A 13004-nucleotide genomic window follows, 5' to 3' on the forward strand; every position below is an offset into this window, starting at 1 on the left:
TTTTTTGTCGCCGCTCCCGGGGGCGGGGGCCCAACACATGGGCGTGGGGGGCGTCACCCCCCCCCTTCGCCACCCCCGGCCCCGCGTTCACGGGCAGCGCGCGCGACGACCGCCGCCGGACCCACCCCCTCGCCGTCGGCCCCCGAGGACTGTCAGTGCCGGCCGCTAGGTTTTCGACCATGACCCCCGCACACACCACCGCCACCCGCATGAGGACGATCCGGCCGACCACCGGGCCCCACCGCATCACCGAGCCCCGCACCCGCGGCGGCGCCGCCCCCGTCCGGGTCGTCCCCCTGTGGGCGGCCCCCTGCGCCCTCGCCGCCCAGGACGACGCGAAGCGCTGACCCTCCCGGCCGGCCCGCTGGCTGACTGGCCGGCTGGTGACCTTGTACGGCCACCGGCCACGTACGGCTCCACGCCCCGCTGGTCTCCGTCCTCGACAAGGCCGGTGGCCTTCGAGTTCGCTGATAGATTCCCGCGATGAGCGAGCAACTGCCCAGCGGCGGCATCGAACTGTCGCCCGACGAGATCGAAGCCCTCCACACCAGGTGGTCGTCCTGCTGGACCCCGAGTGAGGTCGCGCGGCAGCTGGCCGGGATCGACACCCCCTGGTACGTGGCCGCGGGCTGGGCACTCGACCTGTTCCTCGGCAGGCAGACACGTGCTCACGGAGACCTCGAGATCGCGATTCCGGCGGGAACGTTTCCCGAAGTCCGCAACCGCTTCCCCGGATTCGTCTTCGACGCGGCAGGCAGCGGCCGGATCTGGGAGGACGCCGCACCGGAGGTGCTGGCCGCCGTACACCAGACCTGGCTCCGCGATCCGGCCACGGGAAACTACCTGCTCGACGTGTTCCGCGAACCGCACGACGGCGAGACCTGGATCTGCCGACGCGACGGGACGATCCGGCTCCCCTACGGCGACATCGTCCGCCACACCGCGGACGGCATCCCGTACCTGGCACCCGAACTGGTCCTGCTCTTCAAGGCCAAGCACGTCCGCCCGAAGGACCAGACGGACTTCGACGCGGCCGTCCCGCACCTGACCCCGGCTCAGCGCGCGACCCTGAGCGGACTACTCGCCCGCGTGCACCCGGGGCATCCCTGGATTTCGGACCTGTCGCCGGCCCCCTCCGATCCCCCTGATGCCCTGATGCCCTGATCCCCTGACGCAGGGCGGACAGCCGGTCGGCGGGCTCAGTCCGGGGTGAACCACATCAGCACGGCGGGGCCGTCCGGCGTGATCACCGCTACCCGGGCCCGGAAGACGTCTACCACCGACAAGATCGACGACGGCCACGGCTCGTACGCCATCCTCCCGGGCCGTACGACCTCTACCGGGGTGTCGCCCGCTGGGCGGTGAGGCCGAGTCCGAACATCCACGACCGGACCACCTCGCGGAGTGTCGACGAGCCGTCCCGGTCGTGCTCCACGGCCGCAGGGAACCGGGGAGCGAGTGCCCGCAGCCATCCCCACCGGTTCGGCAGCTCCACCGGTTCGATCGTGCCGGACCGCGCCCGACCCGGACCGACGCACTGCCCCGGTCCGAGCGCAGGCCCTTTCCGGCTGATGCCGGGGCCGGTCCGAAATGCCTTGGACAGCAGGGGGATCGGCTTGCTGGAATGGGAGACGGCCGCTGTCGGAATCGAAAGGGGCACGGCGATGACCGGGATCGGGCTGCGCCTGTCGGTGCGCGACCTCACCGATGCGGATGTGCCGTCCTGCGGCTGGGCCGGCTCCCCGAAGCACGTGCGCGAGCTCGTCCACCAGATCCGCCGTGCCGAGGCGGGCGAGATCGACTACCTGGCGGTCTGCACACCGGTCGGGTTCCCGGTGGCGGTCGGCGGCATCGACTACACGGTCACGCCCGGCGCCGGAACGCTCTGGCAGCTCGGCGTCCACCCGGCCCTGCAGTCCTGCGGGATCGGCACCCTGCTGATCCGCTCCGCCGAGCAGCGGATCGCCGCCCGGGGCCTGACCCGCGCCGAACTCGGCGTCGAGGAGGGCAATCCGCGCGCCCGCGCCCTGTACGAACGCCTGGGGTACCGGGCCTTCGGCCGCGCGCTCGACTCCTGGGACGTCGAGACCGAGGACGGCTCGCTCCGGCGGTACGAGACGATGTGCGCCCTGATGCGCAAGGACCTGACGTGACGCCGGACTTCGCGGCGTTCGTCGCCGCCGCGACGGCCGACCCGGCCGTCGTCGGGCTCGTCCTCAAGGGTTCCCGGGCCCACGACGGCATGACCACCCGTCACTCCGACCACGACCTCTACGTCGTCCTCGCCGACGACACGGCGAGCGAACTGGCTGCGCTCGACGGCTACCGCTCCGCGCAGCTCGACCTGGTCGTCACCACCCTCGACCGGTTCCGCCGGCCCGCCGACTGGGAGCGGTACGCCATCGCCCGCTCCCGGGTGCTGATCGACCGCCGCGACGGGGAGGTCACCCGGATCGTCGCCGCGATGGGACGGCTCGGCGCCGAGGAGGCCTTCCGGTCCTGCGCCGCCCTGCTGGACGCCTACACCAACTCGCTCTACCGCTCGGTCAAGAACCACCGCGACGGCAACCCGCTCGCCGGCCGCCTCGACGCGGCCGCAAGTGTCGGATTCCTGCTCGACCTGCTCTTCGCCCTGGACCGCAGGCCCCGCCCCTACAACAAGTACCTGGCCTGGGAGCTGGACCGCTTCCCGTTGCCCGGCTGGGAGAGCACCGCGCTGTTGGACACCGTCGCCCGGATCACCGCGACCGGCGAAGTGACGCAGCAACAGCAGCTCTTCGCCCGGGTCGAGGCGGATGCCCGGGCCGCCGGCCACGCAGCGGTGCTGGACGCCTGGGGCGAGGACCTGCTCCTGATGCGGCCCCAGCCGGACTCCCCGGCCGACCCCTCCTCCTGAGCCGGGCCGACGGCCGAATCGGGCACAGCACCTCGGATCGTCCGCCCAGGCCTCGTCCGGCCTCGTCCGGCCTCGTCCGGCCTCGTCGGGGCTCGTCGGGGCTCGTCGGGGTCGGCCGGTCGTTTCCGTCGGGGTCAGGGCAGCCGGCGTACCGGGGAGGCCTGGCGGATGTGGATGAGGACGTCGAAGGCGTCGGCCAGGGAGGCGACGGCCAGGTGTTCGGCGGCGTCGCGGGCCGGGGTGTAGACGCCGCTGATGACGCGGGCCTTCGCAGGTCCGTCCCACTGGCTGCGGACGTCGTCGTGGCGCAGGTCCAGCCAGCGGGCGGGCAGGTCCGTGCCGCCGAGCCTCGCGTCGACGAGGTCCGCGGCCGGGTCCGGGACGACGGCGACGCCGAGGTCTCCATGGTGGAAGCCGATCGCCGCGGAGACGTACTGCGCGCCGTAGCGCTTGCGCAGCAGGCTGCCGACGGTGGCCTGCGGACCGCGTTCGGGGGCCAGGCCCAGCACCGTGTCGGCCGCCGACGTGTGCGCGATGCCGTCCCAGTAGACGGTGCGCAGGCCGGTCCGGTGCCGGAAGTCGGCGACGGCGTCGGCCCAGGTCTCGGCCTCGCCCGCGTAGGTGCCGCGCCCGGCGACGCTGTGCTCGTGGAAGCGCGCGATCAGGCGCATCCGGGCGACCGCGCCGTCCGCTCGGTCGTCGGCGCCGGGGAGGGATTCGACCAGCAAGAGAGCGTCGCGGGCGTGTTCGGCGAACGGCCGGCCCGGGTGGATTCCCCGCGCCCGCTGGACGTGCTCGTCGGTCTCGTGGGCGGTGCGGATGGGTTCCAGGTGGGCCGTCACCTGCGCGAGCCGCTCGGGCGCCGACGCGCGGACGTGTTCCAGGACGGCGTCGTAGTCCGCGGGCCCCGCCTGGGCCGGTTTCACGCCGAAGATCCGGACCGGGTCGTCCGCGTGGTCCCGGTTGAACGTCCGGATCCACTCCAGGGCCGTGACCGTCTCGGCGGTGCGCCAGGGCTTCCAGGCGTCGGCCAGCGCGGACGCGGCCGAACCCCGGCCACCGCGCACGTACGCGTCGAGGGCGGCCGCGGCACCCGCGTCGTCCTGGACGGCCAGCGCGCGGAAGCCGTGGTCCCGGACCAGTCGGCGGAACAGTTGGTCCCGGACCCCGAAGGTCTCCCGGGAGAAGCGCGTGGACTCCCCGATGCCGACCACCGTCGCCCCGACGGCCAGCTGTCCGGCGATCTCGTCGAGCGCGGTGTCGGCCAGCGGGAGGGATTCGGTCAGGTGGCGGTCGGTCATGTTCGGTTCGGTGGTGGCGGGTTGGCGGATGGCTGCGGTGTCGTTCGGCATGCCGCCAGTCTTGTAGGTGAAGTCGACTTGAGGTCAAGCGGATCGATCCGCCGGCTTGCCCGGCCGGCCGGAACGCCCGGTCGGGGATGGGGGGATCGGGGGATCCGGGGGGTCCTGATGCCGATCCCGCCGAAACGGCAGGTCGGCGGCCGTCTGATCGGCGACCCTCGCGCGGGCGGCCCTCGCGCGGCGGCCTTCACGCGGCGGCCCTCGCGCGGCGACCCTCACGCGCCAGTCTCCGCGCGGCAGCCGAGGCTGATCCTCGGCGGACAGCGGGACGGCGGCGCCGAGCCCGATCACAGGTGACGACGGTCACACGCGCGGGGTGGCGGTCTTCGCGCTCCGCCCGGTGGAACGGGCACCGCCGGCCAAGGCGAGCGTGCCGCAACGGGCGCTCCCGCCCGGGCCCCAAGGGGCGTGCGGTGTACCGGTCGAGGGCCGGCGGGGCGTACCGGAGGGCCACCCGGCCGCACGCCCGTCCGACCCTCTGGCGCCCTTAGCAGGCAACCGCATCAATCAGGTCACATCTGCAACAAAGTAGGATGACTCAACTCCCGCGCTACGCGCGAAGAGTTCCATAAATGTCCCATTTGCCCTATTCATCTCCCGCTTCACACGCACGGAGCCACCCTCATGGACAACCAGTCCACCGCCGACGTCGACGGTGCGATAGAGACCCGCGGTATCGAACCCGTCCCGGACCACGAACGCCGGGGCAGAGTCCGCGAGCTCTTCCCGACCTGGGTCGCGGCGAACATCAGTGTGCTGCTGCTCACCATGGGTGCGGCCCTGGTGGTGTTCAACCAGCTGAACTTCTGGCAGGTCCTGATCGTCGCCGCGTGCGCCGCGCTCGCCTCCTTCGGCATGGTCGGCGTGCTGTCGGTCTCCGGCAAGTGGGGCGGGGCCCCGGGTGCCACGCTCTCCCGGGCCACCTTCGGTGTGCGCGGGAACCTCTTCCCCGGCGCGATCCTCTGGATCGCCCGGTTCGGCTGGGAGACGATCAACGCCGTCACCGGCGCCTACGCCGTGCTGACCGTTCTCGACCTGCTCTTCGGCATCAAGAGCAACACCGCGCTGATCGTCATCACGCTCTTCCTCTTCGTCGCCTGCACCTTCCTGGTCTCCGGCATGGGCCGGAAGGCCCTGAACGTGTGCAACACCTGGTCGACGTACCTCTTCGGCGTCTTCAGCGTCCTCGTGCTGGGCTACCTGGTCGCGACCATGCACTGGAGCGAGGTCTTCGCCAAGCCCGCGGGCACCACCGCGATGATGATCGCCGGCATCGGGACCATCGCCGCCGGTGGCATCAGCTGGGTCCCCACCGGCCCGGACTTCGCCCGCTACCTGCCGCACGCCGCCTCCGGCAAGAAGATCGTCGGCGTGACGGTCTCCGGCGCCGGCCTGGTGATGGTGCCGATGGTGCTGATGGGTGCCGTGATGGCGGTGGCCTCGCCCGGCCTGGCGCAGGCCGCGGACCCGGTCTCCTTCCTCGGTGACCTGCTGCCGACCTGGCTGGCCGTGCCCTACCTGCTGACCGCGATCGTGGGCATGCTGCTGATCAACAGCCTCTCCATGTACTCGGCCGGCTTCACCGCGCAGACCATGGGCGTCAAGCTGCCGCGCGCCATGGCCGTCAGCATCAACGCCGTGATCTCGCTGGTCGGCGGCCTGCTGCTGATGCTGGTCGCCAAGAGCTTCCTCGGCTCCTTCATCACCTTCCTGATCCTGCTCGCCGTCTCCTTCTCGGCCTGGATCGGCGTCTACGCGGTGGACATGTTCCGCCGCCGCTCGCGTGCGGTGCGCTACGACGCCGACGCGCTGATGGACACCACCCGGAACAGCCGGTACTGGTACGTGGGCGGCTTCTGCTGGCAGGCGATGGTGTCCTGGGTGCTCGCGCTGCTGATGGGGCTCGCCTTCACCAAGTGCGACTGGTTCGCCGGCCCGCTCTCCGACACCCCCGTCGGCAGGTACGGGCTCGCCTGGGCGGCGACCATCGTGATCTCCGGCGCGATCATGGCCGTGCTCCCCGCGCCCCGGGAGGGCACCTCCGCCACCGCCCCCGAGCAGCCCGCCGGTGTCCAGGCGGAGCGGACCGAACGGGTCACCGTCTGACCGCGCGACACCCACCTCCGGGCATCCCGGAGACCCCCGGACCGCCCGGGTGCCCACTCACGGAGTCGGCACCCGGGCGGTCCGGTTTCGGCGCCCCGGCGGCGTCCTCGCTGACGTTCCCGGTGGGGATCGGTGCCGGGCGGGCCCGATGGACGCCGGCGCGGCTCACCGGACGGACCGGATCGACGGGAGCACCCCTCTCCCCGCCGTGGTCGTACCGGCAGGCCCACGCCGCGCGCCGTCGGGTCGTGTGCGGTCGGGTCGTGTGCGGTCGGGTCGTGCGCCGTCAGAGGCAGACGGCGCCGTCCGGCCACGACCGTGCCGCGTCGGCGGACGCCCGACGTCGGGTCCCACCCGGTCGGCACCGTACCCGCCCGTCGTACAGGGCCGTGATGTCCAGTGGCGGCAGCTGTGCCAGCTCGGCGGCGGCGGCGCTCATGGCGGCGGCGTAGCGGGAATCTCCGAGGACGGCCGTCATGGCGTCGGCGATCTCGCGGCGCGTGGCCGTGAGGTGCAGCGCGCGGCCGAGGCCGCGCCGGGCGAACGCGGCGGTGTTGTCGGGCTGGTCGGCGAGAACACCCATGCCCAGGACGGGCGTCGCGGCCTGCACCGCGTCGAGCAGGGACGCCCGTCCGCCGTGCGTCACGAACAGGTCGGCACGGTGCAGGAGGGCGGGCTGCGGGGCGTGCCCGACGACCGTGATGCGGGGGTCCGCGCTGTGCAGTTCCCCGGCTAGGTCTCCCGCGGACACGATCGCGTCGCAGCCGGTTCCGGAGATCGCGGCCATGATCTCCCGGTAGACGTTCCCGACCACGGTACGCAGGCCGGTCATCGTGGTGGCCAGGGTGCCGAGGCTCACGTAGACCAGCGGGCGGGAGGAGGAACGGTCCAGCCGCTCGGGGAGGGTCGACCAGGACGCGGCGACGGTGCGTGCGACGGCGTGCGCCGAGGGCGGGGGCGTCGCGTGGAACCACGCAACCGGCGCAGGGACGAGCATCGGGGGCAGTACGGGCGTGTCCCGCCCGTACTGCTGGTGGAGGGGGGTCAGCGCGGGCGCGATGTCGGTGTCCCAGAGGTCCAGGAGCACCGGGCCGAGACCGTTGTCGGCCGCGAACACGGGCAGGTCCAGGACCTTCGCCGCCAGGTGCGCGCCGAAGTCGCCGCACTCGGCGATCACCAGATCGGGCCGCGTGCGGGTCCACGCGGTGATCAGGTCACGGGCCTTCCGTCCGGCGTTGTCCGGCCAGAGCCGGCCGAAGGCGTAGCGGTTGAAGGCGACGTTCCCGCGATCCCGCCAGATCCCACTCGCCGACCGCTGGACGGCGGGAGCACAGGTCCAGTCCGTTCCCGCCCCGTGGAACGCCACCCCTCGCCGCCGGGCTTCGAGGCGGAACATGTGGGGGGCGTAGAGCGTGACCTCGTGGCCCTGCTCCACGGCCGGGACGGTGACGTAGTCGAGCGCGGACACGTGCGACGGTATCGGCTCGGCTGTGACTGCCATCCGTAGTGCCATGCGGACTCCAAGGTGCGCGGTGCGGGTCGGCGAACCGCCGGGCGGCCGCCGGGGTCGGTGTCGTGGGGCGGGGCGCCGGGCCTCAGCGCCAGGAGAGGCCGGCCCGCCGGGAGAGGTCCGGGTCGTCCGGACGGCCGAGGACGAGGATCCGGAAGGCCGTGCCGACGTAGACGACCAGGTGCCGGGCGATCCTGCGAGGGGTGCTGCGCATGGTGGTGCCTGCTTTCGGGTCGGGTACTGAAGGCTGTTCGGGTGCTGAAGGCTGTTCGGGTGCTGAAGGCTGTTCGGGTGCCGCCGGTGTCACCAGGAGACGGCGTCGTCCATCGACTGCTGCCAGTAGGTGACCTTGAGGGAGTCGTCCACGTAGACGCCCTTCGGGGGCAGCGCCGGGTTGGCGCCCGCGCCGACGCTCTCGTTGCCGGAGGGGCCGTGGAAGTAGACGGCCAGGGACGTCACGGTGTGGCCGTTGGAGCCGTCGGTGCCGTCCGTGGAGGACAGGTTCACGGAGGCGTAGCCGGACTCGCCGGGCTTGAGCGTGACGACCGCCTGCGGCTTCGAGTCGGTGATCACCGGGGGCACGGCCTGGGCCTCGCCGAAGCGGACGGCCGGGTAGCCGTGGAGGTAGCAGATGCCGGAGCCGGTGTTGGTGACCGTGAGCAGCATGTGGTTCACGGGGCGGTTCAGCGGGGCGGCGGTGGTCTTGGTGTTGGAGCCCTCGCAGGTGGTCGGCTTGGTGGCGGCGGGAGCGGCGGGGGCCTTCGGCGCGGAGGTGTTCGCGGGGGCGTTCGGCGAGGCGTTCGCGGGGGCGTTCGCGGCGGGCTTGGAAGCGGCGGACCCGGAAGCGGCGGACCCGGGGGCGGCGGACCCGGGGGCGGCGGACGCCGGGGGTGCCGCCGGGTCGGCCGCCGGCGAGGTGGGCGCCCCGGCGAAGCTGGTGAACCTGACCGACGGCGCGGGGCCCGCCGACTTGATCTCCCCGTTGTCGCCGCACGCGGTCATCGTGAAGGCGGCGAGTGCGACGCTGGCGGCGGCGGTGATCAGGCGGGTGCGGGAGGTGCGGACGGACATGTGGTCGTGCCCCTTTCGGCAGGTGCTCGGGTGGTGGGTCGATCGGATGACCGAAGCTTGCGGAGCGATCCGTCCCGGCCACAACGTCTGACGGCACGATGGGTAGGGTGGAACGGCGAATCGGGCCCTGACCAGCAGAGGTGGAACGGGCCTGGAACGCCGGAACGGGACGCCGGGGGATCGGAGGGGACAGGTGTCGGAGGGCACTGGGGCCGCGGAGACGCTTGAGTTCGCGCGGCTGCTGCACGAACTCAAGACCCGCTCGGGCCTGAGTTACGGAACGTTGGCCAAGCGGCTGCACACGAGCACGTCGACGCTGCACCGCTACTGCAGCGGCACCGCGCTGCCCAACGAGTACGCGTCGGCCGAGCGCATCGCACGGCTGTGCCGGGCCACGCCGGACGAGCTGGTGGAGCTGCACCGGGCCTGGATCCTGGCGGACGCGGCCCGGTCGCGCCGGACGGACCGGGCCGGCGAACCGCCGACGGCGGGCACGCCGGTGCCGCCACCGGGTCCCGCCCCGGCAGGTGTTCCCGTGCCCGCCCCGGCTCCGGCCGACCCGGCCGGACCCGCCGCCGCGACGGAACCCCCCGAGGGGGAGGCCGCCGGAACGCCGGTCGTCGAGGCGGTGGCACCGCCCACCCCGCCGCGGCGTCGCCGCACCGCGCTGATCGCCTCCGCCGCGGCCCTCGCCGTGCTGACCACCGCGGTGATCGTCGTACGGCCCGTGCTCTGGGGCGGCGACGGCAGCCGGGCGGCCGGCACAGGGACGACGGCGGCGGGAACGGGAACGAACACGGGTACGGGTACGGGCACGGGCACGGGCACGGGTACAGACACGGGTGCGGGCACCACGGCCCTGCCGGAGCCGCCCCCCACCGGGACCGCGACGGGCAGCACCGCCACCACGGCGGCCACGAGCCCGACCTCCACCCCCACGCCCACCCCGCCGGACGACGCACCCGCGCCGCTCACCGTCGGCGTCCGCCCGTACGTCTACGCCGACCAGTGCAGCCAGCACTTCCTCGTCAACAGCGCGCCCGCCCAGGTCGGGCCGCCCGCAGGCGAACGCGACGCCCCGCGCTGGGCCGGTGCCTACGGCGCAGTGTCCTCCGACGAACAGGAGGTCGCCCTCACCGTCCAGGGCAGCGGAGCGGAGACGGTCGTCCTGGAGGCCCTGCACGTGCGGATCACCGCCAAGGGCGCACCGCTCGCCTGGAACGACTACTCGATGGGCGTCGGCTGCGGCGGCGCGGTCGATACCAAGTCCTTCGACATCGACCTCGACCGGGGAAGCCCCACGATCACCGTCAAGGGCGGCCAGCGCGACTTCCCGTACAAGGTCAGCGCGTCCGACCCGGAGGTCTTCTACGTCACCGCGCACACCAAGGCGCACGACGTCCGCTGGGACCTCGCACTCGACTGGTCCAGCGGCAGCCGCCGCGGCACCATCCGCGTCGACAACAAGGGCCTCCCCTTCCGCACCAGCGCCGACGTCAAGCGCCCCGGCTTCGACTACCCGCCCGGCTCCAGCGAGTGGATCAAGCGAACGGACGGCTAGCCGTTCCGACCACCGGCGGGACGGGTCGGCGACTCGCCCGGCGGGACGGGTCGGCAACCAGTCCGCCGTGAGTCGGCGACTCGCCCGCCGTGACGGCCGCGCGGACAATGGCCCCAGGAACGGTCAAGGAGGCAGCCGTGCCGGTGTGGCACCTACGGGACTTCCACGACGACGACCTGGACCAGGCGATCCAGCTGTGGGACCAGGGCCGGCAAGCCGACCTGTCCCTTCCGGTGTTCCCGGTCTCCGACGTCGTCGCCGCGGCCCGTGGGGGCCAGCCGGCGGTGGTCGCCCGGGTCGGGGACGAGCTGGTCGGCATGGCGGTGGCGCGGGCCGAGGGCGAACGCGGCTGGATCATGATCGTGGCCCTGTCCGGCGCGTGGCGCAACCGCGGCCTGGGCAGCGCGCTGATCACGCAGATCGAACAGCGTCTGCGGGCCAAGGGGGTGCGGCGGATCAGCGCGGTCCTCACCCCCGGCTCGACCGGGACGGGCGCTCTGGAGAACTCCGGCTACCGCCACGTGGAGGGCCTGGTCTACTACGAGAAACTGGAACACCGGGGCGCGGGCGACGCGGGGCTGCTCGCCCAACTCGGCGGCCGGGTCATGCCGCACGGCCTGTGGGAACAGCTCGCGGGCATGCACGCGGCCAAGGACACCATCGAGAAGCGGGTCGTACTCCCCCTCGCCGAACCGGAGTTGGCCGAACGCTACGGAGTCCGCCAGCCGAAAGCGGTGATCCTCTTCGGTCCGCCCGGCACCGGGAAGACCACCTTCGCCAAGGCGGTCGCCTCCCGACTGGGCTGGCCGTTCGTGGAACTCTTCCCCTCGCGCCTGGCCGCCGACGCCGACGGGGCGCTCGCCGCCTCGCTGCGCGAGGCCTTCGCCGACCTGGCCGAGCTCGACAGCGTGCTGCTGTTCATCGACGAGGTCGAGGAGATCGCCGCCGCCCGCTCCGGCACCGCGGTCGACCCGGGCCACGGCGTCACCAACGAACTCCTCAAGCTCATCCCGGCGTTCCGCGACCACGACGACCGGCTGCTCATCTGCGCCACCAACTCGCTGCGCACCCTCGACTCGGCTTTCCTGCGCCCGGGCCGCTTCGACTACGTCATCCCCGTCGGTCCGCCCGACGCCGTCGCGCGCGAGGCGATCTGGCGCCGCTACCTCGGTCCCGCCGCGCAGCACGTCGACATCGGCAGGCTGGTCACCGCCAGCGAGATGTTCACCCCCGCCGACATCGAGTACGCCGCCCGCAAGGGCTCCCAGCAGGCCTTCGAGAACGAGATCACCCACCGCGCCGGGGTCCCCGCCGGCACCGACGACTTCCTCGCGGCGATCTCCGGCACCCGCCCCACCCTCACCGCGCAGGCCCTGACCAGCTTCAACGAGGACATCGAACACCACGTCCGGACCTGAGCGGCCCTCGCCGCGGCACCGGTTGCCGACGGCACCGCCCGGTGGTCCGGGCAGTGCCGTCGGCAGTCGGCAGCCGGTGTCGGAGCGGCTCGCGCCGGAGAGGCAGTGGCAGGTGCCACCGGCGCCGTGGGTGATGCGCGGCCACACGGTGTCCTGGTTGCGGTGTCGACGACCTGGTCGGCTCGAGGCGCCGCGACGCCACGACCGGCACTCAGGGTGACCGAGCTGGAACGCGCCGTAGTATCCGTCGAGATGTGCCGTCCACGGAGGAGGAAATCATGTCCGGCAAGGCAAGCATCGTCTTCGCCCACGGGCTCTGGGCCGACGGGTCGTGCTTCAACAAGCTCGTCCCCGCGCTCCAGGCCGAGGGCCATGCGGTGTCGAGTTCGCAGCACGGCCTGGACTCGCTCGAAGGCGACGTCGCGTGCGTCACCCGCTCCATCGGCCGAGTGCCCGGCCCGGTCGTGCTCGTCGGCCACTCCTACGGCGGCACCCTGATCACCAAGGCCGGTACCCACGACCGCGTGGGCGCCCTGGTCTACATCGCCGCGCTCGCCCCCGACGAGGACGAGACCTCGCAGGGCCAGCAGGACAAGTTCCCGCGCACGCCGGTCTTCGACCACATCGACGTCTCCGACGGCCGTATCTGGCTCCGCGAGTCGGGCATCGGCGACTTCTGCGGCGATCTGCCGGCAGCCGAGCAGAAGCTCGTCCTCGCGACCGGCGCGGTGCCCGTACCGGACCTGTTCGACCAGCAGGTCCCCGGCACCGCGTGGCGCACGAAGCCGAGTTGGTACATCGTCGCGAACGGCGACCGCACCGTGAACCCCGACCTGGAGCGGGCGGCCGCCGAGCGCATGGGTGCGAGGACCCACGCCGTCGACAGCAGCCACGTGCCCATGCTCTCCCGCCCGGACATCGTCCTCGACGTCATCCGCGACGCGGCGAAGGCCCTTGAGACGTGATGGAGGGACGGACGTAGGGCCTCGGACCGTCTCCGTCCGGGCCACCGAATGCCGGACACCCGCCGGCCTTCCCCTGGCGGGGAGGGCCGGCGGGCGGCTTGAGGCAAGCTTCCCGG

The 13004-nt window shown here is 72.8% G+C and carries 12 protein-coding genes; 8 read left to right on the forward strand and 4 right to left on the reverse strand.

The window, feature by feature from the left end:
* Positions 1-179 precede the first annotated feature (179 nt).
* The 4 genes from ACFV0O_RS25830 to ACFV0O_RS25845 all read left to right on the forward strand — a co-directional run bounded on the left by ACFV0O_RS25830 (position 180) and on the right by ACFV0O_RS25845 (position 2896).
* Positions 180-347, forward strand: a complete 168-nt coding sequence (locus ACFV0O_RS25830; protein ID WP_380345703.1) for a hypothetical protein — start codon at positions 180-182, stop codon at positions 345-347.
* A gap of 136 nt (positions 348-483) precedes the next feature.
* On the forward strand, positions 484-1164 hold the full coding sequence (locus ACFV0O_RS25835) for a nucleotidyltransferase domain-containing protein (RefSeq protein WP_380345704.1): 681 nt from the start codon (positions 484-486) through the stop codon (positions 1162-1164).
* Positions 1165-1664: 500 nt separating this feature from the next.
* Positions 1665-2153 (forward strand): GNAT family N-acetyltransferase, encoded by a 489-nt coding sequence (locus tag ACFV0O_RS25840; protein ID WP_380345706.1) that lies wholly within the window; start codon positions 1665-1667, stop codon positions 2151-2153.
* A complete protein-coding gene (locus ACFV0O_RS25845; RefSeq protein WP_380345708.1) occupies positions 2150-2896 on the forward strand; it encodes a hypothetical protein in 747 nt (248 codons plus the stop codon). Before ACFV0O_RS25840 ends, ACFV0O_RS25845 begins: the two co-directional genes overlap by 4 nt.
* Positions 2897-3030: 134 nt before the next feature.
* On the opposite strand, the gene ACFV0O_RS25850 is transcribed toward ACFV0O_RS25845, so the two are convergent.
* A complete protein-coding gene (locus tag ACFV0O_RS25850) occupies positions 3031-4248 on the reverse strand; it encodes an erythromycin esterase family protein (RefSeq protein ID WP_380345709.1) in 1218 nt (405 codons plus the stop codon).
* A 633-nt stretch (positions 4249-4881) separates the two neighbouring features.
* On the opposite strand from ACFV0O_RS25850, the gene ACFV0O_RS25855 reads away from it, so the two are divergent.
* Positions 4882-6363, forward strand: coding sequence for a purine-cytosine permease family protein (locus ACFV0O_RS25855; RefSeq protein WP_380345711.1), 1482 nt, complete (start codon positions 4882-4884; stop codon positions 6361-6363).
* A 286-nt stretch (positions 6364-6649) separates the two neighbouring features.
* On the opposite strand, the gene ACFV0O_RS25860 is transcribed toward ACFV0O_RS25855, so the two are convergent.
* From ACFV0O_RS25860 to ACFV0O_RS25870, 3 genes are all read right to left on the reverse strand, one after another.
* Entirely contained in the window at positions 6650-7864 is a 1215-nt protein-coding gene (locus ACFV0O_RS25860; protein ID WP_380345713.1) for a glycosyltransferase, read from the reverse strand.
* 94 nt (positions 7865-7958) lie between these two features.
* Complete coding sequence (locus ACFV0O_RS25865; protein ID WP_380345715.1) at positions 7959-8087, reverse strand: hypothetical protein; 129 nt, start codon at positions 8085-8087, stop codon at positions 7959-7961.
* Positions 8088-8176: 89 nt separating this feature from the next.
* On the reverse strand, positions 8177-8944 hold the full coding sequence (locus ACFV0O_RS25870; protein WP_380345717.1) for a DUF4232 domain-containing protein: 768 nt from the start codon (positions 8942-8944) through the stop codon (positions 8177-8179).
* Positions 8945-9137: 193 nt separating this feature from the next.
* Between ACFV0O_RS25870 and ACFV0O_RS25875 the strand changes: the two genes are divergently transcribed.
* The 3 genes from ACFV0O_RS25875 (at position 9138) to ACFV0O_RS25885 (ending at position 12888) form a co-directional block, all read left to right on the forward strand.
* Complete coding sequence (locus ACFV0O_RS25875; RefSeq protein ID WP_380345719.1) at positions 9138-10505, forward strand: helix-turn-helix domain-containing protein; 1368 nt, start codon at positions 9138-9140, stop codon at positions 10503-10505.
* Between the two features lie 107 nt (positions 10506-10612).
* Complete coding sequence (locus ACFV0O_RS25880) at positions 10613-11923, forward strand: ATP-binding protein (RefSeq protein WP_380345721.1); 1311 nt, start codon at positions 10613-10615, stop codon at positions 11921-11923.
* Positions 11924-12201: 278 nt separating this feature from the next.
* A complete protein-coding gene (locus ACFV0O_RS25885) occupies positions 12202-12888 on the forward strand; it encodes an alpha/beta fold hydrolase (protein WP_380345723.1) in 687 nt (228 codons plus the stop codon).
* Positions 12889-13004 lie beyond the last annotated feature (116 nt).

This window comes from Kitasatospora sp. NPDC059577 (assembly GCF_042735475.1).
In the GTDB taxonomy this organism is placed as follows: Bacteria; Actinomycetota; Actinomycetes; order Streptomycetales; family Streptomycetaceae; genus Kitasatospora.